The sequence below is a fragment of the Mesorhizobium sp. P2_D5 genome (assembly GCF_056404355.1).
In genome coordinates this window covers 33,864-59,562 of record NZ_JBFUEE010000011.1, presented here as the reverse complement: position 1 = coordinate 59,562, position 25,699 = coordinate 33,864, and the positions used below count along the sequence as shown (strand labels likewise).

23 protein-coding genes are annotated in these 25,699 nt (G+C 64.1%); 11 read left to right on the top strand and 12 right to left on the bottom strand.

The window, feature by feature from the left end; genetic code table 11:
* The gene (cobO, locus tag AC1DYW_RS31220; RefSeq protein WP_095087285.1) at positions 1-624 is read left to right on the top strand and encodes a cob(I)yrinic acid a,c-diamide adenosyltransferase; all 624 of its coding nucleotides are present in this window, start codon (positions 1-3) and stop codon (positions 622-624) included.
* 22 nt (positions 625-646) lie between these two features.
* On the opposite strand, the gene cbiB is transcribed toward cobO, so the two are convergent.
* The gene (cbiB, locus tag AC1DYW_RS31215; RefSeq protein ID WP_477228741.1) at positions 647-1,615 is read right to left on the bottom strand and encodes an adenosylcobinamide-phosphate synthase CbiB; all 969 of its coding nucleotides are present in this window, start codon (positions 1,613-1,615) and stop codon (positions 647-649) included.
* On the opposite strand from cbiB, the gene cobD reads away from it, so the two are divergent.
* Entirely contained in the window at positions 1,614-2,663 is a 1,050-nt protein-coding gene (gene cobD / locus AC1DYW_RS31210; RefSeq protein ID WP_477228740.1) for a threonine-phosphate decarboxylase CobD, read from the top strand. The two genes, cbiB and cobD, sit on opposite strands and share 2 nt — an antisense overlap.
* Positions 2,660-3,169, top strand: coding sequence for a tyrosine phosphatase family protein (locus AC1DYW_RS31205; protein WP_477228739.1), 510 nt, complete (start codon positions 2,660-2,662; stop codon positions 3,167-3,169). Before cobD ends, AC1DYW_RS31205 begins: the two co-directional genes overlap by 4 nt.
* A 41-nt stretch (positions 3,170-3,210) precedes the next feature.
* On the opposite strand, the gene AC1DYW_RS31200 is transcribed toward AC1DYW_RS31205, so the two are convergent.
* Both AC1DYW_RS31200 and AC1DYW_RS31195 read right to left on the bottom strand, forming a co-directional pair.
* The gene (locus AC1DYW_RS31200; RefSeq protein ID WP_477228738.1) at positions 3,211-4,014 is read right to left on the bottom strand and encodes a creatininase family protein; all 804 of its coding nucleotides are present in this window, start codon (positions 4,012-4,014) and stop codon (positions 3,211-3,213) included.
* Between the two features lie 221 nt (positions 4,015-4,235).
* Positions 4,236-4,619 (bottom strand): RidA family protein, encoded by a 384-nt coding sequence (locus tag AC1DYW_RS31195; RefSeq protein WP_477228737.1) that lies wholly within the window; start codon positions 4,617-4,619, stop codon positions 4,236-4,238.
* A 264-nt stretch (positions 4,620-4,883) separates the two neighbouring features.
* Here AC1DYW_RS31195 and AC1DYW_RS31190 point away from each other — a divergent pair, with 264 nt between their 5' ends.
* Genes AC1DYW_RS31190 through AC1DYW_RS31160 form a run of 7 tightly spaced genes read left to right on the top strand, consistent with a single transcriptional unit; the run spans position 4,884 to position 11,445 of the window.
* Positions 4,884-5,888 (top strand): ABC transporter substrate-binding protein, encoded by a 1,005-nt coding sequence (locus tag AC1DYW_RS31190; RefSeq protein WP_477228736.1) that lies wholly within the window; start codon positions 4,884-4,886, stop codon positions 5,886-5,888.
* 11 nt (positions 5,889-5,899) lie between these two features.
* Complete coding sequence (locus tag AC1DYW_RS31185) at positions 5,900-6,730, top strand: ABC transporter ATP-binding protein (RefSeq protein ID WP_477228735.1); 831 nt, start codon at positions 5,900-5,902, stop codon at positions 6,728-6,730.
* Entirely contained in the window at positions 6,717-7,568 is an 852-nt protein-coding gene (locus AC1DYW_RS31180; protein WP_477228734.1) for an ABC transporter permease, read from the top strand. Before AC1DYW_RS31185 ends, AC1DYW_RS31180 begins: the two co-directional genes overlap by 14 nt.
* A gap of 4 nt (positions 7,569-7,572) precedes the next feature.
* Positions 7,573-8,874: a cytosine deaminase gene (locus tag AC1DYW_RS31175; RefSeq protein WP_477228733.1), complete on the top strand. Its 1,302-nt coding sequence runs from the start codon at positions 7,573-7,575 to the stop codon at positions 8,872-8,874.
* A complete protein-coding gene (locus AC1DYW_RS31170; RefSeq protein ID WP_477228791.1) occupies positions 8,874-10,277 on the top strand; it encodes an FAD-binding oxidoreductase in 1,404 nt (467 codons plus the stop codon). Before AC1DYW_RS31175 ends, AC1DYW_RS31170 begins: the two co-directional genes overlap by 1 nt.
* Positions 10,277-10,858: an NAD(P)H-dependent oxidoreductase gene (locus AC1DYW_RS31165; RefSeq protein ID WP_477228732.1), complete on the top strand. Its 582-nt coding sequence runs from the start codon at positions 10,277-10,279 to the stop codon at positions 10,856-10,858. The genes AC1DYW_RS31170 and AC1DYW_RS31165 overlap by 1 nt, the downstream gene beginning before the upstream one ends.
* Complete coding sequence (locus tag AC1DYW_RS31160) at positions 10,858-11,445, top strand: NAD(P)H-dependent oxidoreductase (protein ID WP_095087305.1); 588 nt, start codon at positions 10,858-10,860, stop codon at positions 11,443-11,445. Before AC1DYW_RS31165 ends, AC1DYW_RS31160 begins: the two co-directional genes overlap by 1 nt.
* Before the next feature lie 163 nt (positions 11,446-11,608).
* On the opposite strand, the gene AC1DYW_RS31155 is transcribed toward AC1DYW_RS31160, so the two are convergent.
* The 5 genes from AC1DYW_RS31155 to AC1DYW_RS31135 all read right to left on the bottom strand — a co-directional run bounded on the left by AC1DYW_RS31155 (position 11,609) and on the right by AC1DYW_RS31135 (position 19,226).
* The gene (locus tag AC1DYW_RS31155; protein ID WP_477228731.1) at positions 11,609-14,059 is read right to left on the bottom strand and encodes a GcvT family protein; all 2,451 of its coding nucleotides are present in this window, start codon (positions 14,057-14,059) and stop codon (positions 11,609-11,611) included.
* A complete protein-coding gene (locus AC1DYW_RS31150; RefSeq protein ID WP_477228730.1) occupies positions 14,056-15,237 on the bottom strand; it encodes a pyridoxal phosphate-dependent aminotransferase in 1,182 nt (393 codons plus the stop codon). Before AC1DYW_RS31150 ends, AC1DYW_RS31155 begins: the two co-directional genes overlap by 4 nt.
* A complete protein-coding gene (locus AC1DYW_RS31145) occupies positions 15,230-16,135 on the bottom strand; it encodes a homocysteine S-methyltransferase family protein (protein ID WP_457150518.1) in 906 nt (301 codons plus the stop codon). Before AC1DYW_RS31145 ends, AC1DYW_RS31150 begins: the two co-directional genes overlap by 8 nt.
* Positions 16,132-18,585, bottom strand: coding sequence for a GcvT family protein (locus AC1DYW_RS31140; protein WP_477228729.1), 2,454 nt, complete (start codon positions 18,583-18,585; stop codon positions 16,132-16,134). The genes AC1DYW_RS31145 and AC1DYW_RS31140 overlap by 4 nt, the downstream gene beginning before the upstream one ends.
* A 98-nt stretch (positions 18,586-18,683) precedes the next feature.
* On the bottom strand, positions 18,684-19,226 hold the full coding sequence (locus AC1DYW_RS31135; RefSeq protein ID WP_167392214.1) for a helix-turn-helix domain-containing protein: 543 nt from the start codon (positions 19,224-19,226) through the stop codon (positions 18,684-18,686).
* Between the two features lie 225 nt (positions 19,227-19,451).
* Here AC1DYW_RS31135 and AC1DYW_RS31130 point away from each other — a divergent pair, with 225 nt between their 5' ends.
* A complete protein-coding gene (locus tag AC1DYW_RS31130) occupies positions 19,452-20,156 on the top strand; it encodes a nitroreductase (protein WP_457150426.1) in 705 nt (234 codons plus the stop codon).
* A 42-nt stretch (positions 20,157-20,198) separates the two neighbouring features.
* On the opposite strand, the gene AC1DYW_RS31125 is transcribed toward AC1DYW_RS31130, so the two are convergent.
* The 4 genes from AC1DYW_RS31125 to AC1DYW_RS31110 form a co-directional block, all read right to left on the bottom strand.
* Positions 20,199-21,641 (bottom strand): MFS transporter, encoded by a 1,443-nt coding sequence (locus AC1DYW_RS31125; protein WP_477228728.1) that lies wholly within the window; start codon positions 21,639-21,641, stop codon positions 20,199-20,201.
* A 176-nt stretch (positions 21,642-21,817) separates the two neighbouring features.
* A complete protein-coding gene (locus AC1DYW_RS31120; protein ID WP_477228727.1) occupies positions 21,818-22,405 on the bottom strand; it encodes a sarcosine oxidase subunit gamma in 588 nt (195 codons plus the stop codon).
* Positions 22,398-25,406 carry a sarcosine oxidase subunit alpha gene (locus AC1DYW_RS31115; protein WP_477228726.1) on the bottom strand — a complete coding sequence of 1,003 codons (3,009 nt, stop codon included), beginning with the start codon at positions 25,404-25,406 and terminating at the stop codon, positions 22,398-22,400. Before AC1DYW_RS31115 ends, AC1DYW_RS31120 begins: the two co-directional genes overlap by 8 nt.
* Positions 25,403-25,699, bottom strand: a complete 297-nt coding sequence (locus tag AC1DYW_RS31110) for a sarcosine oxidase subunit delta (protein ID WP_457150422.1) — start codon at positions 25,697-25,699, stop codon at positions 25,403-25,405. Before AC1DYW_RS31110 ends, AC1DYW_RS31115 begins: the two co-directional genes overlap by 4 nt.

Here is a 25,699-nt window from a genome sequence, read left to right as displayed (position 1 = left end):
ATGACCGATATCGACAACAAGACCGACCGGGATGAAGAACGCCACCGCGCCAAGATGGCCAAGCGCAAGGCGGTGCAGGATGCCGAGGTGGCGGCCAAGACGATCGAGAAGGGGCTGCTGATCGTCAACACCGGGCCGGGCAAGGGCAAGACCACCGCCGCCTTTGGTCTGGCGTTGCGGATGCTCGGCTACGGCAAGCGTGTCGGCGTCGTCCAGTTCATCAAGGGCAAATGGCACACCGGCGAGAAGGATGCCTTCGCCGCCTTTGGCGATCGCGTCGTCTGGCACGCCATGGGCGAGGGGTTCACCTGGGAAACCCAGGATCTGAAGCGCGACATTGCCGCAGCCGAAGCCGCATGGGCCAAAGTGCTCGAACTGATGGCCGATCCATCGATCAGCCTGCTGGTGCTCGACGAACTGAACATCGCGCTGCGCTACGATTATCTCGATCTCGACAAAGTGGTTGCGGCGCTGAAGGCGCGGCGAGAGGGCCTGCATGTCGTCGTCACCGGCCGCAACGCCAAGCCGGCAATGGTCGAGGCGGCCGATCTCGTCACCGAAATGGGTGTAACCAAGCACCATTTCTCGGCGGGCGTGAAGGCGCAGCAAGGCATCGAGTTCTGATAGCCTTAACCAGCAGGCGGGATCACGCGACGATGACGATTGCCGAGACCAAACCGAACAGCGCGATCAGCAGATAATCGGCGACACGATAGAGTTTCAGCGCCTGCCTGATGTCGATGCTGTCGGCCTCGCGGCTGCCACCTTCGCCCATGAAGACGTCGTCGACCAGCACGCCGCCATAGCTGCGTGGTCCAGCAAGCGCCAGGCCGAGCGCGCCGGCCATCGCCGCTTCCGGCCAGCCGGCATTGGGCGAGCGGTGTTTTTTCGCGTCGCGCCACACGGCATGCCAGGCGTTTTTCGCATCAGCACCCCTGACGAGGAATGCGGCCAGCACGATCAACAGCGCCGTCAGCCGCGATGCCGGCAGGTTGATCCAATCGTCGAAGCGCGCCGCCGCCCAGCCGAACGCTTCGTGGCGCGGGGTGCGGTGGCCGATCATCGAATCGGCGGTGTTGGCGGCCTTGTAGGCAGCGCCTCCTGCCAGCCCGCCGACGCCGGTCCAGAAGGCGGGAGCAACGATGCCGTCGGAAAAATTCTCGGCCAGGCTCTCGATCGCCGCACGGCTGACACCGGCCCGGTCCAGCGATTCGGGATCGCGGCCGACGATGCGAGAGACGGCGATGCGTCCAAGAGCAAGGCCACCTGTGTCGAGCGCGTCGGCCACGGCCTCGACATGCTCGTAGAGGCTCTTCTGCGACAGAAGCGATGTCGCCAGAAGGGCGGCAACGATCAATCCCATGGGAACGAACCAGAGCAGGATCTGCACGCCGAGCCCGATCGCCGCCGGCACCAGCACGATGACCAACAGCGCCTGGACACCACGCTTGCGACGCAGCGCGTCGGGATCAGTGGCGCGGTTGAGCCGGCCGTCGAGAAAGGATATCAGCCTGCCGAACCACGTCACCGGATGGCCGATGGCGCGAAACAGCCAGTCCGGGTAACCCAGGACGAATTCAGCGGCCAATGACAGGAAAGCGATCAGGATTGACATGAAGCTTCTTGATGGGGCGGCGGTGGACCATGGTGGAAGTCTCGGCCGGGCGAGGGCGCTTTTCCCCAACGCGCCGCAGCCTTTCGTCGACCTCTCGACCGGTATCAATCCGCACTCCTACCCGCTTTTTGAGTTGCCCGCCACCACCCTGTCGCGGCTGCCGGAGGCAGCACGTGCCAGCGAGCTGGTCGAGATCGCGGCGAGCGCCTATGGCGCGCCATCGCCAGCCAATGTGGCGGCGGCACCCGGCACGCAGATCCTGTTGCCGCGCGTCGCATCGCTGATCGCGCCCGGCAAGGCGCTGGTGCTGGGTCCGACTTATGCCGAACATGCGCGGGCAGCGGCGATCGCCGGGCACGCGGTGACGGAGGTCGGCGATTTCGAAGTATTGGCGGAAGCCGACCTTGCCATCATCGTCAATCCCAACAATCCGGATGGGCGCATCATCGAGCGCGACAGGCTGCTGGCGCTGGCCGCAGGGCTGCGCGCCAAGGGCGGGCTGCTGGTCGTCGACGAGGCGTTCATGGATGTCGGCCCGCGTCAGCACAGCCTCGCAGGCGATGTCAGCCAGGGCGGCATCGTGGTGCTGCGCTCGTTCGGCAAGTTCTTTGGCCTGGCCGGGCTGCGGCTCGGTTTTGCGCTTTCCGATGCGGCGACGGTCGGCCGGCTGGACAACCAATTTGGACCATGGGCCGTCGCCGGCCCGGCGCTGGAATATGGCATCCGCGCGCTTGCCGATATCGACTGGCAGGACGCGATGCGGGCATCCCTTGCGGACGCATCGGCACGACTCGATAAGCTGTTCGGCCGCTTCGGCGCTGCTGTCGCGGGCGGCACCACATTGTTCCGCTATCTGCGCTTGCCGGATGCCGCCGACCTGTTCGCCACACTTGGCGAGCGAGGCATCCTGCTGCGCCATTTTGCCGACCGTCCTGGCGACTTGCGCGCCGGCCTGCCGGGGAGCGAGGTGGAATGGCAGCGGCTCGAATCCGCTCTTGCCGAATGGGCGTCCCGGCGCGAGGATCGATCGAAGGGTTCGAAACAATGATCCATGTCTGCTCTCTGGCGAAGGTCGAGGAAACGGTGGCACGGACCGGCGCCGACCGCATGCTGTCGCTGCTCGCCGCTGGAACCGAGGTGATCCGCCCGGCCTCGATCGCCCAAGAGAATCATCTGCATCTCGTCATGCACGACATTGCGGTGGCGCAGGACGGCATGACCATGCCGGGCGAGGAGCATGTCCGCAACCTGCTTGATTTCGCGCGCCGATGGGACCGGGCAAAGCCGATGGTCGTGCATTGCTATGCCGGCATCAGCCGCTCGACCGCTTCCGCCTACATCATCGCCGCGGCATTGGCGCCGAAGCGCGACGAAGCCGAACTGGCTCAGACGCTGCGGGCGCTGTCTCCCTCGGCGACGCCCAACCCGCGGCTGATTGCGGTGGCCGACCTCCTGCTCGACCGCAACGGCCGCATGATCGAGGCGATCCAGGCGATCGGGCGCGGCGCCGACGCTTTTGAAGGAGCGCCCTTTGCGCTGAAGATCGACATCTAGGACATGTTGATATTCAGGTGACCTGCCCTGAGACGGGAGTGCTATTTCAGCCAGTCGGCTAGCTTCGCCTTACGTACATCGCGCAGCAGGCTGATGAAACCATCGGCCTGATGTTCTGATGTCAGCCGGCCTTTCTCGGCCGTGGCTATGCTGGCGTCGCCGACCACGCCATTCGGGTTGAGATCGCTGGCGATCCAGGCAAAGGCATGGGTGCCGGTATGGCGCAGCAGCGAAAATTCCTTTTCAGCCTTCGCGACATTGGAAACGAAATTGTCGGCCTTGCCCATGTCGACGAGATCCGGCCGGAAATGCAGCATCAGCGACGTCTCGACATCGCCGCCGTGGATGCCGTGGCGGTCCTCGAGCTCGGTGTACATGCCGGCCGGGCGGCCAAAGCGCTGCCAGCTGGTCTTCACCGCCAGCATGTTTTCGCGCACGCGCAGTTCGCGCGTGACGATGCCCATGATCTCTTCATTGCCGCCATGCGAATTGACGACGATCAGCTTTCGCACGCCGGCCCGCGCGATCGACAGGCCAAGTTCGGTCCAGGCCTCGACCAGCGTCGTTGCCGGCAGGGTGAGAGTGCCCGGTGCGTGAAGATGCTCGTTCGACTTGCCCACCGCCTGCACCGGCAGGATGCGGATGTCGAGATCGTCGGGCAGGCGGGCAATCACCGTGTCGAGCATGCCGTTCATGATCGAGGTGTCGGTCGAGACCGGCAGATGCGGACCATGCTGCTCGATCGCCGCCAGCGGCAGCACGGCGATCGTCGCTTCCGGGTCGATCGAGGCGTATTCGGTCGTGCGGTAGTCGCCCCACCACACGCGTCTTTTTGTTTCGTTCATAGCGGGCCTCGAAGGAACTGTTTGGCGTTTGTGCTGCCCCTCACCCTTAGCCTCTCCCCGTGAAGAACGGGGAGAGGGGGTCGCCAGCGTTGGAGCGCTTCCCTTCTCCCCGTCACAATATGGGGAGAGGGTGCCGGCAGGCGGATGAGGGGCAGCGCAGACTTTGGTGTGGTGTAGCTTCAGATTGCGGACCTGTCGATTCGTAGCGTCTCGCCGACGTCTCACCCAGCCGCGATGGCCTCGACCTCGACCTTGAATTCGGGCCGGGCGAAACCGGAGACGATCATCAGCGTCGAGGCCGGCGCCGGGCTGGAAAACAGCCGGTCGCGGACATCCATATAGGGCCGCAGGTGCGCGCGGTCGGTGACGTAGGCGTTGATACGGACGATGTCCCGCAGACCCAGTCCAGCCTCACCGAGCACCGCGGCGATGTTCTGAAAACAGAGCTCGGCCTGTGCGCCGGTATCTTCCGGTATCTGGTCGTTCGCCGTGATGGCGACCTGACCCGAGCACAGCACCAGCCGCTTGCCGGCTGGCACCTCGACGCCGTGGCTGTAGCGGGCAAAGGGTGGCTTTATCGACTTCGGGGTGAGGAACTTGAACATGGCAATCTCCGGTTCGTCGGCAGCCTAAGACCGGATGCACCATACCTTCAAGATGGTGGTGCATCTCGCTGGGGCGATTGTGGACAGGCGTTCAAAAAATAGGCACGATGCCTCTGGTGCAGCACGACCCGTCCGGCTTCGCAGATGGCTGTGGTGCAAGCGGGCGGTCCCGGCGCAAGACGCCGGTGGCATGTGTCTTGCTTCTTGAATCTCTGGTGTCGAGCCTGGCGCGTGGCGTGCCGGAGCAAACAAAGGGTGATGTTGATGTACGGAAAACAGAAGATCTCGGTGGCGGTGGTGGCCCTGCTTGCGGCCAGCACGCTCGGTGCCGAGGCGAATGAAAAAGTCACCTTCGGCACCAACTGGTTGGCCGAGCCGGAGCATGGCGGATATTATCAGGCGGTGGCTGACGGCACCTACGCCGCCTGCGGCCTTGACGTCACCATCATGCAGGGCGGTCCGCAGGTCAGCGGCCGGCCGATGCTGCTTGCCGGCAAGATCGATTTCTACATGGGCGGCAATCTGCTGTCGGCTTTCGATGCCGTCCAGCAAGGCATTCCGATGCGCGTGGTGGCGGCGGATTTCCAGAAGGACCCGCAGGTCATCATGTCCCACCCCGGCGAGGGGCTCGACAAATGGGAGGATCTGAAGAACGCCGACCAGTACATACTGGGCGACGAGGGCGTGCAGACCTTCTTCCAATGGATGGTTATCGAACTCGGCTTCGATGCCGCCAAGCGCGCGCCCTACACCTACAACACCGCTCCCTTCCTCGCCAACAAGAAGTCGATCCAGCAGGGCTACGTCACCTCCGAGCCGTTCGCGGTCAAGAAGGAAGGCGGCTTCGTACCGAACCAGTTCCTGCTTGCCGACTATGGCTGGGACACCTACTCGACGACGATCGAGGTGATGCAGGACACGATCGACAAGAAGCCGGAGGTGGTCCAGTGCTTCGTCGATGGCTCGGCCAAGGGCTGGTACAAATATCTCTACGGCGACAACAAGGCCGCCAACGACATGATCAAGAAAGACAATCCTGACATGAGCGACGAGCAGATCGCTTTCTCGATCGAGCAGATGAAGAAGTTCGGCCTTGCCGATTCAGGCGACACCGAAAAACTCGGCATCGGCGCCATGACCGACGCGCGCATCCAGAGCTTCTACGACAAGATGGTCAAGGCCAAGGTCACGCCAGCCGGCATCGACATCAAGAAGGCCTACACGCTGACCTTCGTCAACAAGGGCGTCGGGCTCGAGCTGAAGAAGTAGGCCGTTCCGGCATGATGCAGGAGAATGTGGCGCAAGCGCCGGCGAGCCCGTCGGATGTCGCTCCGACATTGCTGGCGCTGCGTGGCGTCGGCAAGGTCTTTTCCAACGGCGTGACGGCCCTCAGCGACGTCGATCTGACGATCCGGGAAGGCGATTTCCTCAGCCTGCTCGGACCGTCCGGCTGCGGCAAGTCGACGGCGCTGCGGCTGATCGCCGGCCTGTCGACGCCGACCTCCGGCGTGCTCGACTGGCGCGGCGGCGGCTCGCTTGACCGTTCGAACATCGGCTTCGTCTTCCAGGAGCCGACGCTGCTGCCTTGGGCCAGCGTGTTCGACAATGTCTGGCTGCCGCTCAGGCTGAAAGGCGTTTCCCGCGCCAAGGCGGCGCCGGCGGTGACGCAAATGCTGGCGCGGGTTCATCTGACCGGCTTCGAAGACGCGGTGCCGCGCGAACTGTCCGGCGGCATGAAGATGCGTGTCTCGATCGCGCGCGCCATGGTGACGAAACCGCGTGTGCTGTTGATGGACGAGCCGTTCGCCGCGCTCGACGAGATCACCCGCTTCAAGCTCAACAACGATCTCCTGGAGCTGTGGCAGGACGAGCGCTTCACCGTCGTCTTCGTCACCCACAGCGTCTTCGAAAGCGTGTTTCTCTCCAACCGCGTCGTCGTCATGGCGGCGCGGCCGGGCAGGGTGTTCGACGAACTCGCCATCGAGGCAGCCTATCCGCGCGACGAGGCGTTCCGGACCTCGCCCGACTATGCGGCGTTGTGCCGGCAGGCCTCCGACGTGTTGGTCAAGGCCATCAATTCAACAGCAGGCGCGCATCATGACGGCCATTGACGAGGGCGTGCTTAAGCTCGATCCCGAGGAAGCGCGCCGCGTGCGCCAGGAGCGGCTCGAACGGATTGGTCGCTGGGTGTTGCCGCTGGCGATCATGATCCTGGCGATCTGGCTATGGGATCGCATCTGCGTGTGGAATGAGATCCCGCAATACATCCTGCCGCGTCCCGGCGTGGTGCTTTGGACGCTCTACAACGATGCCGGCCTGCTGTTTTCCGCGCTGCTGGTGACCTTGCGCATCACCTTCCTCAGCCTGCTCCTCGCTGTTGTCGGCGGGGTCGGTCTGGCGGTGTTGTTCGCGCAGTCGAAATGGGTCGAGATGTCCTTCTTCCCGTTCGCCATCGTGCTGCAGGTGACGCCGATCGTGGCGATCTTTCCGCTGATCAACATCTATGTCGACAACCAGACGACCAAGCTCCTGCTCTGCGCCTGGATCGTTGCCTTCTTTCCGATCCTGTCCAACACCACACTCGGCCTCAATTCGGTCGACCGCAACCTGCGCGACATGTTCAAGCTCAATGGCGCGACGCGCTGGCAGCAGTTGCGCTATCTCAGATTGCCGGCGGCGATGCCGTATTTCCTGGGCGGGTTGAAGATCGCCGGCGGCCTGTCGCTGATCGGTGCCGTGGTGGCCGAGTTCGTCGCCGGCGCCACCGGCCAGTCGTCGGGGCTTGCCTCACGCATCATTGAAGCCGGCTATCGGCTCAACGCGCCGCGGCTGTTCGCGGCGCTGTTCCTGATTTCGCTCACCGGCATCCTGATATTCCTCGTGCTGTCGCTGATTTCGCATCTCATTCTAAGGCGCTGGCACGAAAGCGCGCTGAAGCAGGAGCGCTAGTTCCTTGGTACCGAACACAGGTTCATACCGCCTCGCCAACGCCCGGCTTCACGCGTCCCTGACGCCGGGATTCACAGCTGCTTTCGACAGCGATGGCTTTGCTCTTGCAGACATCGCTATCGCCGACGGCAAGATTTCCAGCATTGCCCCGCATGGCCGTACCGCAGTGCCGGTGGACGCCGTCGACCTTGCCGGCCGCATCATCCTGCCGTGCTTCGTCGACTGCCATACGCATATCGACAAGGGCCATATCTGGTCACGAAAGCCCAATCCGGATGGCACCTTCATGGGTGCGCTGAACGCCACCGGCGCCGACCGCACTGCGCGCTGGAACGCCGAGGACGTGGCGCGGCGCATGGATTTCTCGCTGCGCTCAGCCTACGCGCATGGCACCAGGGCGCTGCGGACTCATCTCGACAGCGTCGCGCCGCAAGAGGAAATCTCCTGGCCGGTGTTCGAGACGATGCGCGAGACATGGCGCGGCCGCATCGAATTGCAGGGCGCGTGCCTAATCGGCATCGAGGGCGTGCGCGACAAAAAGTGGTTCGACAGGCTGGCAAAAAGGGTTGGCGCGGCCAAGGGTGTTCTCGGTGTCGTCACCTATATGGTGCCGGATCTCGAAGAGCTGCTCGACCACGTCTTCGCGCAGGCGATCAAGCATGGCCTCGATCTCGATTTCCATGCCGACGAGACCGACGACATCGCAGCGATCTCGCTGAAGAAGATCGCCGAGGCAGCACTCTGGAACGGCTTCGAGGGCAAGATCCTGGTCGGCCATTGCTGCTCGCTGGCGCGCCAGCCGGACCTCGATGTGCTTGACACGCTGGACAAGGTGGCGAAGGCCGGGCTCGCGGTCGTGTCGCTGCCGATGTGCAATCTCTATCTGCAGGACCGGCGCGGCGACCACACCACACCGCGCTGGCGTGGCGTGACGCTGCTGCACGAGATGAAAGCGCGTGGCATTCCGGTCGCTGTCGCTTCCGACAACACGCGTGACCCGTTCTATGCCTATGGCGATCTCGACATGCTGGAGGTCTACCGCATGGCGACGCGCATCCTGCATTTCGATCATCCGGTCGCCGACTGGCCGCAAGCGGTCACCGCGACGCCTGCCAGGGTGATGCGGCTCGACGGTTTCGGCACGCTCGCTGCCGGCGGTGACGCCGACTTCGTCGTGTTCAAGGGCAGGAGCTGGACGGAATTGCTGTCGCGGCCCGAATCGGATCGCATCGTCGTGCGCGGCGGGCGCGCGATCGACCGGCAACTGCCCGACTATGCCGAACTCGACGAACTGATGGTGGAATGATGGATGTTTCGGCGCTCAAACGCGATCTCGAAGGCTTGAAGCTCGACGACAATCCGGCCATCGTCCAGCAGAAGAGCCGGGACTTCTACTGGTACAGCCCGGTGCTGAAGCGGCAGCTTGATCATGTCACCGGCGACCTGATCGTGACGCCGAAGAGCGAAGCCGAACTGATCCACGTGCTTGCCGCCTGCCATCGGCATGGTGTGCCGGTGACGCCGCGCGGCAGCGGCACGGGCAATTACGGCCAGGCCATGCCGCTCTCCGGCGGCGTGGTGCTCAACCTTGCCGAAATGAACGAGGTCAAGTCGATCGCGCCGGGTCGAGTGGTGACCGGACCGGGTGCGGTTCTGGCCGACATCGACAAGGCAACGCGGGCGCATTCCGGCCAGGAACTCCGGCTGTCGCCCTCCACCTACAACACGGCTTCGATCGGCGGCTTCATCGCCGGCGGTTCGGGCGGCGTCGGCTCGATCAATTTCGGTGGCCTGCGCGATTTCGGCAATGTGCTTCGCCTGCGCGTGGTGACCATGGAGGCCGAGCCGAAGGCGCTCGAACTCACCGGCGAGGATCTGCACAAGGTGACCCACGCCTATGGCACCAACGGCATCATCACCGAAGTCGAGATGCCGCTGACATCAGCCTATGACTGGGTCGATGTCATCGTCGGCTTCGACAGCTTCATGGAGGCGGCCCGCTATGGCAATGGGCTGGCTTGCCAGGACGGCATCCTGACCAAGCTGATCACGCCGATAGCGGCGCCCGTGCCGCAGCTCTATTTCAAGCGGCACCAGAAATTCCTCAGGGAAGGGCAGAGCATCTGCGTCGTCATGGTGGCGCAGCATGGGCTCGACGCCTTCCTGGCCTTCACCCGCCGAGCCGGCGGCGAAGTCATTTTCAATGCCGCCACAGCGACGCCGGAGGACAAGAAGGGCCTGCCGCCCGCCTATGAGCTGGCCTGGAACCACACCACGCTCAGGGCGCTGCGCGTCGACCCCTCGATCACCTATCTGCAATCGCTCTATCCCTTCCCCAACCAGCTGGCGTTGGTCGAGAAGATGGACGCGATGTTTCCCGGTGAGGTGTTCTCGCATCTCGAATTCGTGCGGCTGGACGGCAACATCACCTGCTTCGGCCTGCCGCTGGTCAAGTTCACCACCGAAGCGCGGCTCGACGAGATCGTGCGCCTGCATGAGGAGAATGGCTGCCCGATCTTCAACCCGCACCGCTACACGCTGGAAGAGGGCGGCATGAAGCAGACGGATGCGGTGCAGCTTGCCTTCAAGCGCGAGACCGATCCGCAGGGCCTGCTCAACCCCGGCAAGATGATCGCTTGGGAAAACCCGGACTACGACTACCGTTCGGGCCGGACCTTCCTGTTCAAGGGGCTGCAAAAGGCCGGCTGATGAACATTCTCGTCCTCCACGCCCATCCGGTCGAGACCAGCTTCAATGCCGGCCTGCACCGGATGATCGTCGAGCGGCTGACGGCAGCGGGCCACAAGGTCGACGATTGCGATCTCTACGCCGAGGATTTCGATCCGCGCCTGACGCGCCAGGAGCGGCTGGACTACCACAATGCGCGCGGCCCGGCCGACCCTGTGGCGCCTTATGTCGAGCGCCTGCTGCGGGCCGAAGCGCTGGTGCTGTCCTACCCGGTCTGGAACTATGGCTTTCCGGCGGTCCTGAAAGGCTTCTTCGATCGCGTCTTCCTGCCCGGCGTGTCGTTCAAGCTGGTCAATGGCAAGGTGCAGCCCTCGCTGCACAACATCATCAAGGTCGCGGCGGTCACCACCTATGGCGGCAGCCGGTTCCGCGCCATGCTGATGGGCGATCCCCCACGCAAGCTGATCAAGCGCATGCTGCGCGCCACCGTAAAGCCCGGCGCGCCGGTGAGCTATCTCGCGCACTATGCGATGAACCTGTCGACCACTGAAACGCGCAAGGCGTTCATGGCCAAGGTCGCGGCCAGTATGGACGCCTTCTGATGCGGGCACTGGTGGTCTACTGCCATCCGGTGCCGGAGAGCTTTTGCGCGGCGATCCGCGACACTGCCGTCGAGGTGCTGAAGGCGCGAGGCTGGGAGGTGCGGCTGCTCGATCTCTATGCCGAGAAATTCGACCCAGTGATGGGATGCGACGAACGGCGCTCCTACAACGACCAGGCGCCGCAGGATCCGGCGCTGAAGCCGCATTTCGAGCTGCTCAACTGGGCCGAAGCGATCCTGTTCGTCTATCCGACCTGGTGGTATGGGCTGCCGGCGATGCTCAAGGGCTGGCTCGATCGGGTGTGGGCGACGGACGTCGCGTTCAAGCTGCCGGCGGGCAAGGGGCGGATCAAGTCGCTGATGACGCATGTGACCAAGGTCGGTGTCATCACCACCTGCGGTGCGCCGACCTGGTGGAGCGTCGTCGTCGGCCAGCCCGGACGCAAGACCCTGCTGCGCGGCATGCGGGCGCTGTGCGCGAGGCGCTGCCGGACCTTCTTCCTGGCGCACTATCTGATGGATGCCTCGACGCCACAGACACGGGCTGCGTTTCTGGCGAAGGTGCGATGGAAGCTGGAGCGGTTCTGAGGGGTTTTACCCTCCCCCTTGTGGGGAGGGTCACACAGCAAATGCCGCAAAGCGGCTTTTGCGAAGTGGGGTGGAGTCGTAGGGCGCACCCCACCCCGTCTCGCAATCTTCGCTTCGCTACGACTGCGAGCCGCCCCCCCCCACAAGGGGGAGGCTGAAACAACTACATCCTCGTCCGCTCCGACTTCGGGTCGTACATCGGCTTTAGCGATGCTTCCGCAGCAAAACGCTCGCCGGCGATCTCGATCTCGTAGGACGATGCCAGAACATCCGCCTCGCTCTCGCCCATACAGGGCACATAGCCCAGCCCAATGGCGCCGCCGAGATGATGGCCGTAATTGCCCGAGGTGATCGGGCCGACGATCTTGCCGTCGCGCAGGATCGCCTCGTTGTGGAAGAGCAGGGGCTGCGGCTCCTTCAACCGGAACTGCACCAGCCGGCGTGACAGGCCGGCCTCCTTCTTCCGCAGCACCGCATCGCGACCGATGAAGTCGCCCTTGGCCGTCTTGACGGCAAAGCCGAGGCCGGCTTCCAGCACATTGTCCTCATCGGTGATGTCGTGGCCGAAATGCCGGAAGGCCTTTTCGATGCGGCAGGAATCCAGCGTGTGCAGGCCGCAGAGCTTCAGGCCGACATCAGCACCCGCCTCGTCGATCGCCTCGAAGACATGAGCTGCCTGGTCGGTCGAGACGTAGAGTTCCCAGCCGAGTTCACCGACATAGGTGACGCGATGGGCGCGGGCCAGGCCCATGCCGATCTCGATCTCCTGGAACGTCCCAAACGGGTTGGCTTCGTTGGAGAAATCATTCGGGCTGACCTTCTGGATCAGCTTCCGTGAGTCCGGCCCCATAAGGCAAAGCACGGCTTCAGCGGCGGTGACATCGGTGATGACCACGAATTCGTCGGTCAGATGCTTGCGCAGCCAGGCGAGGTCGCGCTGCAGCGTCGCGCCGGGAACGACAAGGAAGAAAGCCGTTTCCGACAGCCGCGAGACGGTGAGGTCGCTTTCGATGCCGCCGCGCGGGTTGAGCATCTGCGTGTAGACGATCTTGCCCGGCGCCACGTCCATGTCGTTGGCGCAGAGCTTTTGCAGGAAGGCGCAGGCATCGCGGCCCTCGACGCGGATCTTGCCGAACGAGGTCATGTCGAACAGGCCGACCTTGTTCCTGACCGCCAGATGCTCCTCGCGCTGGTTGTCGAACCAGTTCTGCCGCTTCCAGGAATAGCGGTATTCGCGCTCCTGGCCCTCGCGGGCGAACCAGTTGGCGCGCTCCCAGCCGGCGACCTCACCGAAGACGGCGCCACGCGCCTTGAGATGTTCATGCAGGGGCGAGCGACGGACGTTGCGCGAGGTCGCCATCTGCCGATAGGGGAAATGATCGGCATAGAGCAGGCCGAGCGTTTCGGAGACGCGCTCCTTTAAATAGCGGCGGTTCTTCTGGAATGGCTGGGCGCGGCGAATGTCGACTTCCCAGAGATCAAAGGGTGCTTCGCCGTCATTGATCCACTGCGCCAGCGCCATGCCGGCGCCACCGGAGGAGACGATGCCGATCGAGTTGTAGCCGGTCGCCATCCAGTAGCCGGACAGCTCCGGCGCCTCGCCGAGATAATAGCGGTCGTCGGGGGTGAAGCTCTCGGGACCGTTGAAGAAGGTGTGGATGCCGGCGGTCGCCAGCATCGGCATGCGGTTGACGCCCATTTCGAGGATCGGCTCGAAATGGTCCATGTCCTCAGGCAATTGATCGAAGCAGAAATCCTCGCGGATGCCATCCATGCCCCAGGGTTTTGCCACCGGCTCGAAGGCGCCCAGCATCATCTTGCCGGCGTCTTCCTTGTAGTAGGCGCATTCGTCCGGCACGCGCAGCACCGGCAGGCGGGTAAGGCCCGGGATTGGCTCGGTGACGAGATAAAAGTGCTCGCAGGCGTGCAGAGGGATGGTGACGCCGTTCTGGGCGCCAAGCTCACGCGCCCACATGCCGGCGCAGTTGATGACGATGTCGGCTTCGACCGTGCCTTGTTCTTCACCTTGCGCCCACGACACGCCGGCGACGCGACCGGCCCTGCTGTGGACCTTGGTGACCTTCACATTCTCGACGATGGTGGCGCCGCGCTGGCGGGCACCCTTGGCCAGTGCCATCGCAATGTTGGCGGGGTCGCATTGGCCGTCGAGCGGCAGATGCACGGCGCCGACGACGTCGGACACATTGAGATGCGGGTACATCTCCTTGACTTCATTCGGTGAAATCTCGCGCACGTCGACATCGAACGCGCGAGCGAGAGACGCCTGCCGGTAGATCTCATGCTTGCGCTCTTCGGTCAGCGCCACGGTGATCGAGCCGACCTGGCGCATGCCCGTACCGACCTCGGTCTCGGCTTCCAGCTTGACGTAAAGGTCGGCCGAATATTTCGCCAACCGGGTCATGTTCTGCGAGCCGCGCAGCTGGCCAATCAGGCCGGCGGCATGCCAGGTTGTGCCCGACGTCAGCTGCTTTCGCTCCAGGAGCACGATATCGGTCCAGCCGAGCTTGGCCAGATGATAGGCGACCGAACAGCCGGAGACGCCGCCGCCGATGATGACAGCTCTTGCCTTGGTGGGGATGGCCTTGGCGGTCATGCGGCCTCGCGGCGATAGCTGGAGGCAAAACGGCGCAGCCGAAGTGCTGCTTCCTGCAACACGAGCTCCGGCTGGCAAAGGCTGATGCGAATGTGGCCGGCGGCGGCCTCGCCGAAGCTGGAGCCGGGCATCACGCCGACCTTTTCCTTGTCGAGCAAGGCCCAGGCGAATTTCTCGTCGTCGGGTTCGACGGCCGATATGTCGAGCATGACGTACATACCGCCGTCGGAACCGCGCACGGTGACATCGTTCATGCCACGCACGGCGTCGAGCAGGATGGTGCGGCGCGCGGCGTAGCGTTCGGCGATTTCCTTGACGCCATAACGGTTCTCGAGCGCCTCGGCGCAGGCAATCGAGATGAAGGCCGGCAAGCCATAGGTCGTCACCAGATTGAGATTGACCAGCAGCGAAATCATCTCTTGTGGTCCCGTCAGCCAGCCCATGCGCCAGCCGGTCATGCCATGGCTCTTCGACATGGAATTGATGACCAGAGTGCGCTCGGCCATGCCGGGCAGCGAGCGCGGCGAGACGTGCTCGCCGCCGCCCAGTGTCCAGTAGACCTCGTCCGACAACAGCCAGAGGTCATGCTCCCTGCAGACCTCCGCCAGCTGTTCCAGCCGCTCGCGCGAATAGACCGCACCGGTCGGGTTGTTCGGCGTGTTGATCAGGATGGCGCGCGTGTTAGGCCGAAGTGCTGTGCGGATCATGTCGGCGTGCGGCTGGAAGCCATCCTCGGCCGGTGTCTCGACCACGGTGAAACTGGCACCGGCGGCGCTGAACGTGTTGGGATAGGTGGCGTAGTAGGGCGCCACCACGATGGCATGGTCGCCCTGGTCGAGAACAGCCTGCACGGCCGCGTAGAGTGCGGCCTGGCCGCCCGGCGTGGCGATGACCTGATCCGGCGTCGTCTCGACGCCGGTGCAGGCGCTCGAGGCTGCCGCCATAGCCTTGCGCAGGCGCGGCAGGCCGGGAAGCGGGGTGTAGTGGTGATTGCTGCCGCGAACCGCGGTCACACAGGCTTCGATGGTTTCCGAGGGCGTGTCGAAATCATGGTCGCCCACTGACAGCATGATGATGTCTTCGCCGGCCGCCTTGCGGGCCCAAGCGGCCGAATGGACTTCCCAACCGTCCTTGCCCGAAGGCACGATGCCGGAAATGCGCGATGATGGTCTAGGCATGTATATCTCCCGAAATTTCGTAGCCGGCCTGTTCGAGCCGGTCGCGCAGCGCGGCGATGTGTGGCGGTCCGACTTCGCAGCAGCCGCCGACAATGCTCGCGCCGGCCTCCATCCAGCCGATCGCCTGTTCTGCATAGGCGTCCGGACCGAGGTCATGGCGAGCGTGCAGGACATCCACCGTGCCGCCATGCTTGAGCGCTTCGACCGAGGTGAAGCCGTTGGCATAGGCGCCAACCGGGCCGCCGAGATCAATCAGCTCGGGCAGCGCTGCGCTGACTGCCTCGGGCCGGCAACAATTGACCAGCCGCGCTGCCACCGCCAGGCCATCGAGAGCGCTTGCTGCCGCGGCCAATGCCTCGCCACTGCGCAGGCGTGGCTTGCCATGATCGGCCAGCGTCCACGAAACCCATACCGGCTTGCCGCTTTCCGACGCCGCGGTCACCGCCGCACGCGCCTCCTCGGTGGAAGCCATGGTCTCGCACAGGAACAAGTCGACGCCATCAGCCTGCTCGGCAACGATGCGGCGGTAGATGTCGAGCGTATCCTCGAATGAAATGGTCAGCGCATGGGCATAGCTACCGAAAAGCGGTGACAGGCAGCCGGCGATGGTCGCCTCGCCGGCCTGCTCGCAGGCTTGCCTTGCAAGCTCGATGCCGCGCTTCTGCAAGGGCTTGAAGAGGTCTTCCGCGCCCTCGCGCGCCAGGCGTTCGGGTGTCGCCGAATAGGTGTTTATGGTGATGACGCGGGCGCCGGCACGGATAAATTCCGCGTGCAGGTCGCGCACGAGATCCGGTTCGTCGATCAGCACCCTGGCCGACCATAATGGCGTCGGCTCGGATTTGCTGCGGCGGACCAGTTCCTGGCCCATGCCGCCATCCGTGAGGATGATTTTCTTCATGCGCGCAGCCTCTCGTTCTTTGGATCCCACAAGGGCTCGTCCTTCTGCACGACCGCCTGAAAACGGTCGCCGAAGATTTCGACCTCGATCGCTGTTCCCGGTTCCGCCAGATCGGCGCGCAGCATGCCGAGCGCGATCGATTTGTCGATCCGATGACCCCAGCCGCCCGATGTCGTTTCACCGACGATCTTGCCGTCGTGCCAGAGTGTGGAAACAGAAGGGGCGTCGCAGTCACCGGGGTTCTCGACGACCAAAGTGACGAAACGCTTCGTCACGCCTTGCTGCTTCTCGTTCAGCAGTGCCGCCTTGCCGCGGAAATCGGGCTTGTCCCATTTGACGAAGCGCTCCAGCCCGCCCTGGAGGATCGAATAGTCGGTCGACAGGTCACCCTTCCAGGTGCGGTAGCCTTTTTCGAGCCGGAGCGAATCCAGCGCGTACATGCCGAATGGCCTGAGGCCATGCTGTTCTCCGGCCGCGCAGATGGCGTCAAAGATGGCGGCGGTGTCGTCGACCCTGGTGTGGATTTCCCAGCCGAGTTCGCCGGCGAACGAGACGCGCACCAGCTTCGCCCAGCGTCCGGCGATCTTCGTCTCCTGATGCGTCAGCCACGGCAAAGCAAGGTCGGCGCTGCAGACATCGGCGAGGATTTTTCGCGAGTTCGGGCCGGCCAGGATCTGGGTCGAAAATTCCTCGGTGCGGTCGATCAGCCTGAACGGCGCATTCTTGGGCATCCTCGATTTCAGCCATTCGAAATCATGCCATTGCGCGACCGCCGCGGTGATCAGCGTCATCAGGTTCTCGTCATGGCGCACGACCGACATTTCGGTGACGATGCGGCCCTTGTCGTCGGCGAAATAGACGAGGCCGATGCGGCCGATCTTCGGCACCAGTCCGGTGACCTGCAGGCTCAGCCATTCGGCGGCACCTGGTCCGTCGAGGTTGAAGCGCGAGAAGCCCGGCAGGTCGAGGATGCCGGCTGCGTCGCGAACGGCAAGGCATTCCTCGCGGACGCGATGCTGCCACGGTCCTTCGCGACGGAAGGTCAGCGTCGCTTCCTCTGACATGTCGTCGCCGTCCTTGGCGTACCAGGTGGCGCGTTCCCAGCCATTATAGGCGTCGAAGCGGGCGCCGAGCGCCTTGATGCGATCATGGATCGGCGACAGCTTGCGGTCACGGCCTTCCGGCCACGCATGGCGCGGGAACTGGATGGCGTATTCGTTGCCGTAGATCTCCTTGCCTTTGGCGACGCAATAGTCCGGCGCGGCAGCAAAGGAGGTGAAGCGGCGCGGATCGCACGACCACATGTCCCATTCGGTCTGGCCCTGTGTCACCCACTCGGCCAGCACCTTGCCGGCGCCGCCGCCCTGGGCGATGCCGAAGGTGAAGACGCAGGCCTCGAAGGCGTTGGGAACGCCGGGCATCGGCCCGATCAGCGGATTGCCGTCCGGCGTATAGGGGATCGGCCCGTTGATGACCTTGGACAGGCCGGCGGTGCCCAGGATCGGCACGCGGGCCACGGCATCGGCCAGATAGTGTTCCAGCCGGTCGAGGTCGTCGGGGAACAACTGGAAGGAAAAGTCCTCCGGCATCGGATCATTGTGGGTCGCCCAATGCGCGCGGCAGTTGCGCTCATAGGGACCGAGATTCATGCCGTTCTTTTCCTGGCGCAGATAGTAGGAGGTGTCGACGTCGCGCAGCAGCGGCAGTTTCTTGCCCTGTTCCTTCGACCATGCCGCCAGTTCGGGGATTTCCTCGAACAATATGTACTGATGGCTCATCACCATCATCGGCACCTCGCGGCCGAACATCTTGCCGACTTCGGCGGCGCGGTAGCCGGCGGCATTGACGACGATCTCGCAGCGGATTTCGCCTTGCGCGGTCTCGACCACCCATTCGTCGTTCTCGCGGCGCACGCCGGTGACCGGGCAGAAGCGGATGATCCTGGCACCCATGTCGCGCGCGCCCTTGGCCAGCGCCTGGGTCAACTGCGCCGGATCGATGTCGCCGTCGCTCGGGTCGTAGAGCGCGCCTTTCAGATCATGCGTCTCGATGAAGGGATAGCGGCGCTTGATCTCGTCCACGCCGACGACGTCGATGTCCATGCCCTGATAGCGGCCCATGCCCTTGGCGCGCTGGAACTCCTGCATGCGCTCGACCGAGTGGGCGAGGCGAAGCGAACCGGTGACGTGGTAGTTCATGGGATAGTCGACCGCTTCGGCCAGCCCGCGATAGAGCTCGGTCGAATAGCGCTGCATGTTCATCAGCGACCAGGACGACGAGAAGGTCGGCACATTGCCGGCGGCATGCCAAGTCGAGCCGGAGGTCAGTTCGTTCTTTTCGAGCAGGACGCAGTCGGTCCAGCCCGCTTTGGCGAGATGATAGAGCGCGGACGTGCCGACGGCACCACCTCCGATGATCACCACGCGTGCCGTGCTCGGCAAACCGGTCATGTTCTTCTCCCTGACAAAACCCAAAAGCGCGTTGCGCTTTCCATTTTTTGTTTTTGATACCTGTCGTTATCCCAAGCACGCTTCTGGGCGACATGCATTCAATAGACTGGCGGCGCAACCACCCAGATGACAACCGCCGGCTCGGCACCCGGATTGCGCCAGCGGTAGGGCTTGCCTTCGAAGCGAAAGGAGTCGCCTTCGCCGAGCCGATGCCAGACGCCCGATATCTCGATATCGAACAGTCCGGACGCGACGTATCCGGCCTCTTCGGTCGGCCGACGCGCCTCGTTTTTCAGCTCCGCGCCCGGCGCGAAAACCGAACGCACCATCTCGAAGCTACCGCCGAGATCGGGCGACAGAAGCTCCTCCACCAGGCCGGATTCGCTTGTGCCAAGCGTGCGGCGCCTGCCGGCGCGCACAACCACGCCACGCTCGCTTTCGACCGGCACGTCATGGCTGAAGAACAGGCTGATCGGCACGCCGAACAGTTCAGCGAAGGCTCTGAGATCGCTGAGCGATGGCGTCGAGAGACCACGCTCGACCTGGCTGACCCAGCCGACAGAACGGCCAAGCTTCAGGCCGATCTCGGCAAGCGTCAGCCCGCGCGCCTTGCGCAGCGCCCTGATATCGCTGGCCAGCACGCGTTCGTCAGGTCCCTGCAATGTTCGTGCGATAGGTGAAGGCAAAACGCTCACTTCATGAAAATTTGCATCCGAATTTCATGAGAAATGAAGCTCATGAAAAAATCAAGTGGATTTTCATGTATGTTCAAGATTTGCTTGCAGGATTTTGACGGTTCATGCAAAGGCTCGGGCACGAACGGCGAGTGGGGACGTCTGGTCGAGACGAGGGTTAAAGGACGGCCCATGCTTGAAAAGAACACCCGAATTGCGGACGAGGCCGAGATTGTCGACGAGGCGATCCTGTCGCGCCGCTCGGTGCGCGCATTCCTGCCCGACATGGTCGACGACGACACCATCCGCGCCATTCTGTCGGTTGCGGCGCGGGCTCCATCCGGCACAAACATGCAGCCGTGGAAGGTCTACGTCACCAAGGGCGAGACCAAGCAGCAGATCACCGACGCCATCCTCAATTCGGGCATCCGCGCTGAAAAGGCCGATTGGGATGAGTACCGCTACTATCCCACCCAGTTCTTCGAGCCCTATCTGACCCGACGGCGCGCCAACGGCTTTGGGCTCTATGGCGCGCTCGGTATCGGCCGTCGCGAGGTCGACAAGATGCGCGCCCAGCACGACCGCAACTTCGTCTTCTTCGACGCGCCGGTCGGCATGATCTTCACCATTGACCGCCGGCTCAACCAGGGTTCATGGATCGACTACGGCATGTTCCTGCAAAACATCATGGTCGCGGCGCGGGGTAGGGGCTTGCACACGTGCCCACAAGCGGCGTTCGCCCCCTATCACCGGCAGATCCGGCCGGTGCTCAACATTCCCGACGAGGAGATCGTCGTCTGCGGCATGGCGCTTGGCCATGAGGATATTTCCAAACCCGAAAACGCCTTCCGCACCGACCGCGTGCCGCTGGAAGAGTGGGTGACGTTCAGCGAGTAAGCCGGCCGCCCTGGCCAGAACCGGCCAACTGGGCGTCGAGCCCTATTCCGTGTTCATCTGTGCGCCGTGGCCGCTGACATGGGCGCCGTCCTGCAGCGTCAGCTTGAGATAGGCGAATAGCGCACACAGCGTGATGACGCCCTCGATCACGAACAGGATGCGAAAATCGTTGGCGATCGCCGGACCGCCGCCGGCCAGAAACGACAGTGCCGCGGCGGCGAGGCCGACGCTGATCGCCACCGCGAGCTGCCACAGGATGTAATAGAGCGCGCTGAAGCGGGCGAGCTGCTCGGGTGCGATGTCGGAATAGGCGAGGTTGCCGGTCGACGCCCATTGCGCGGAGCGGAAGACGCCGAAGACGAAGATGTAGGCAAGCACGATCCACACCGGTGTGGTTGCCTGCATCAAGGCAAATCCAGCGACCATGGCGGCGACGATCGGCGTGTTGCAGACCAGCACACGGCGGAAGCCGAAACGGTTGAGGACGCTCGGCATGAAGAAGCGCATGGCCACCGAACCGACCGCGGCAACGAAAGTCAGTGATCCCGCCTGCACCGCGCTCATGCCGAAGCCGAGCTGGAACATCAGCGGTAGCAGGAAGACGACCGAGCTGAGGCCGATCGTATCCAGGCCACCGCCGGTCAGGAAGGAAATGCGGAAGGTGCGGATGCGCAGGAGCTTGAGATCGAGCAGCGGGTTGCGCACGCGCAGGCAGTAGAACGAGGCAATGGTCAGGATGACAAGCGCGAGCGCGAGTTCACTGGCGATGACGCCGCCGGCAGCGCCCTTGGCGGCAAGCGAATCCATGCCGAAGACCAGCAGCACCATGCCGCTGCCGACCAGAAGAAACCCCGGAAAATCGAACGGCGTGCGCACGGGCTTGGTCACTGTCGGAAACAGCGAGGCGGCAAGCAAAGCCGCCGCCAGTGCGAACGGCACGTTGATGAAGAAGATCCAGCGCCAGGAAATGTAGGTGGTCAGCGCGCCGCCGACGAGCGGGCCGACCAGCGGTCCGGACTGGCCGGCCAGCGAGATGTACATGTTGATCTTCAGGGTGCGGCTGCGCGGAAAGGTCTGCAGGATGACGACCTGGCCGAGCGTGCCCATCAGCGCGCCGCCGAACCCTTGCAGCGCGCGGGCGCCGACCAGCATCCAGATGTTGTCGGACAGCCCGCACAGGGCCGATGCGGTTGCGAACACCAGCAAGGCAAAGCAATAGACATTGCGCAGGCCGAAGCGGTCGGCGGCCCAGCTGCCAAGCGGCATCGAGATGATCAGGCTGGCGACATAGACGGTGATCAGAAGGCCGAGCTGGCTGGGCGGGCGGCCGAGGCTTTCGCCGATACCGGGCAGCGCCGTTACCACGACATTCTGGTCGAGGCTGGTCATGAAGACGCCGCACGCGACCGTCAGTGGCAGCAGGAGCAAGGCTCTGGCCGACACATCGGCGCGATCGGTGGCGCCGGCGGATATTTCTGCGGTCATGGGGATGTTCGAACCAAACGACTATGCCGAGCCTGAGACGGGGTTTGATGCCCCTTGGGCCGGTCTTGGCGGCCACGTTTCCCATCATGGCCGCCCGCAGCGCGATTCTCTAGCGGCAGAACCGGCTGGCGTTGATGCCAGAAGCCGCGGCGAAGCAGCCATCCGGCCGGCGCTGCCTATTGCACCTCGTAGCCGACTTCCTCGCTGGCATGGCAGAGCGCCTTCCAGAACGAGCGTGCGAACGAGCGGAAGACATAGATGTCGAATTGGTCGGAGCCGGTACGCTGGATCTGGGCGAAGACATCGTGATGGGTGGTCGAGCGGCCGGCGCCAACCGGAAAGGCCGGCAGCGCGAAGTCGATGGCGAAGAACTTCGCCAGCACCCATTCGGCCTTCGGCCCGGCGATGCGAATGGCGGTGCGACCATGCGAAAGGTCGGTCACCGTGCCGATGGCCGGGGTGACCGCCTTGGCAAAGGCGCCGGCCAGGCCTTCGGCTTCATCGGCAACGGTGAATTTTCCCGGCGCGAAGCCGAAGACCGACTTCACGCCGTCGCTCAGGCCGCCGCCGGCGCCATCGGGCAGCGCAAACCCGGTGACGGTACGGATGGCGGCAATCAACTTCTTCTCCTCACCCGGCCAGGCTGCCAGCTGCACGATCGAGCCGGGCCCGGTCTCGGTCAGGATGATCTCGACGCCGTGTTCGAAATTGCCATGCGAGCCAATGTGAAACTCCGGCTCGAGCGGTGATTGGCGCTCAACCATGCATGCGGCTCCCGTCCGGATCGAAGAAGTGGTTGGAGACGATCTCGACCGGCCCGAACCGGTTGCGCAGGGGATCGGAGACATTGGCGCGCATGCCGTGTCGTGCCTTGCCGCCCTTGACCAGCGCCAGCGCGATGTGCTTGCCGAGCGCTGGCGAATAGCAGCAGGCGGTGATGTGGCCGATCGAGCCGTGGGGATTGGCCTCGTCGAGTTGCTCGACGATGTGCGCGCCGCCATTGAGTGGGCGGTTGTCCAGCGCGATCAGGCCGACGAGCTCCAGACGATCAGACGCGATCAGGCCCTCGCGGTCCATCATCGCCGAGCCAATGAACGGCTTCTTCTTCGACAGCATCCAGTCGAGGTGCAGGTCGCGGGCCGTGGTGCGGCCGTCGATCTCGGCACCGGTGACATGGCCTTTCTCGATGCGCATCGTGCCCAGCGCCTCGAGCCCGTAGGTGACCAGCCCGAACGGCTTGCCGGCCTCGATCAGCGCCTCCCAGACATGGGTGCCATGGCCGGCACCGGAATAGACCTCGAACGCCATTTCACCGGAGAAGGAGAGCCGGCAAATCATCACCGGGACACCCGATATCTCGCCGCGCACAATTCCCATGAAGGGCAAGGTGGCGTTGTCGACCGATGTGCCGGTGACGCAAGCAGCGAGGATCTGCCTGGCCTTCGGTCCGCCGATCGCGGCGCCCGCCCATTCGTCGGTGACCGAGGTGACGTGCACCTTGAGCTCCGGCCAGATCACGTCGAGGAAATATTCCAGATGCTGCATCACCTTGCCGGCGTTGGCCGTGGTGGTGGTCATCAGGAAATCCTGCTCGCCCAACCGCCAGGTGGTGCCGTCGTCGAAGGCGAGGCCGTCCTCGCGCAGCATCAGCCCGTAGCGGGCCTTGCCGACGGCCAGCGTCGAAAACATGTTGGTGTAGACGCGGTCGAGGAATGCGGCGGCGTCGGGCCCTTGCACGGCGATCTTGCCCAGCGTCGAGACATCGACGATGCCGACGCTTTCGCGGGTCGCCTTGGCTTCGCGCACATAGGCCTGCTCGACCGTCTCTCCGGCATGGCCGTAGATCATCGGACGGTACCACAGGCCGGCCGAATACATGGTCGCGCCATTGGCGAGATGCCAGTCATGCATCGGCGTCAGCCGCTCGGGTTTCAGGTCGCCGAAGCGCTCTGCCGCCAGCGAGCCGATCGATACCGGCGCAAAAGGCGGGCGGAAGCGTGTCGTGCCGACCTCGGGGATCGGCTTGCCCAGCGCCTCGGCCATGATGGCAAGGCCCGGAACATTGGAGCTCTTGCCCTGGTCGGTCGCCATGCCGAGCGTGGTGTAGCGCTTCAGGTGCTCGACCGAGACAAAGCCTTCGCGGTGTGCCAGCCGCACATCCTCCGCGGTGACGTCGTGCTGGAAATCGACAAAGCTCTTGCCCTTGGCTCTGATCTCGAACACCGGCGCCGGATCGGGGTCGCCAGGAACGGCTTCGACAGTGGGCAACGCCGCCGGCGTGCTGGTTCCACCGGCCGCGGCAAGGCCGGCGGCGCGGCCTTCGGCAATGGCTTCAGTGGTGGAAAAACTGCCGGTGAAGGCGCCGGCGCCAATCCAGTGCTGCGTTGGCCATTGCTGGGTCGGCTTCGGCGGCAGGAAAGCCTGCCGCGCGGCGTTCCACTCGGCCTTGGCACCGGCCTGGCTGGCCAGATGGATGGTCGGCGACCAGCCGCCCGACATCAGCAGGCAATCGGCATGGATGCTGCGGGCGTCGCCGGTGAGCGAGCCGTTGGTCATGTCGAAGCGTTGCAGCTTGAGGCCGGACAGCGCCTTGCCGCCCTCGGTGGCGATGACGGCATGGCCGGCGAAGATCTCGGCCTCGGCCTCCGTGGCCAGCTTGCGCATTTCGGCTGAAAGATCTGGCCGGACGTCGGCAATGGCGACGACCGCGGCTCCCGCCTTCTTCAAGGCGACGGCCGCTCGGTAGGCGCTGTCATTGTTGGTGAAAAGCGCGATCCGTTCGCCCGGCAGCACGCCGAACTCGTTGGCGTAGCGCTCGGCGGCATGCGCCAGCATCACACCTGGCCTGTCATTGCCCGGAAACACCAGCGGCCGTTCGAAGGCGCCGGTGGCGAGCACCACGGAGCGGGCGCGGATCGCCCAATAGCGATGGCGCGGCTCGCCCTTGCCGGGCTGCTCCTTGTGGTCGCTGACCCGTTCGAGCGCGGCAAGCGTGTTGTTGTCGTAATAGCCCCAGACCGTGGTGCGCGGCAAAAGCCGGACATTGTCGCGGCCTTCGAGCTGGGCAACGGTCCGGCGGGCCCAGTCGGCGGCCGGTGCGCCATCGATGGTTTCGCCTGACCAGTTGGCAGAGCCGCCGAAACGCGGCTCAAGGTCAGCCAGCATGACCCGGGCGCCCTGATCGGCAGCGGCCTTGGCGGCCATCAGCCCGGCCGGGCCGGAGCCGACTACCAGCACGTCGCAAAAGGCGTTCATGCGTTCATAGCGGGCCGGGTCCTTCGCCGATCCGGCGCTGCCGAGACCGGCGGCGCGGCGGATGAAATGCTCGCAGAACATCCAGAAGCGAGTGCCTTTGAGCGGACCGATCACCGGCCCCATGAAGGTCTTGTAGTAGAAGCCGGCCGACAGGATCTTGCCGCCAAGCTGGTTGACGGCGTTGACGTCCCAGGCAAGCGAGGGAAAGCGGTTCTGGCTGATGGCGACCAGTCCGTCATGGATCTCGACCATGGTCGCCGGAATGTTGGGCTCGCGAACATCGCCCTTCAGCACCGTCACCAGCGCGTTGGGCTCCTCGACGCCTGCGGTGAGCAGGCCGCGCGGGCGGTGATATTTGAATGAACGCCCATAAAGGGTGACGCCCTTGGCCAACAGCGCCGACGCCAGCGTGTCGCCGGCATGGCCGGTATAGGTGGCTCCGTCGAAGGTGAAGCGGATGGTTTTCAGCCGGTCTATGCGGCCGCCAGTGTCGGTGCGGCGCGGGCTCATGATTTGTCCTCCGCCTTGCGGCGCGCGGTCGAGGTGTGAGCGCCGCGCATGAAGGCGACGCTCAAAATCTCATGCGTCAGCGTGTTGCGCACGACCCTGAGATGCGCGCGGCAACCGCCAGAATGCTGCCAGATCTCGTTGTGGTCGCCGGCCGGGTTCAGCCGGTCGTAGACATAGGCGTTCCATGCCTCGAAATTCTGCGAGGCGGGGTCGGGGCGCTTACGGTTGCCGTCACCTTGATAGGTAAATTCGACGACGTCGCGCGGGCCGCAATAGGGACAGGTGATCAACAT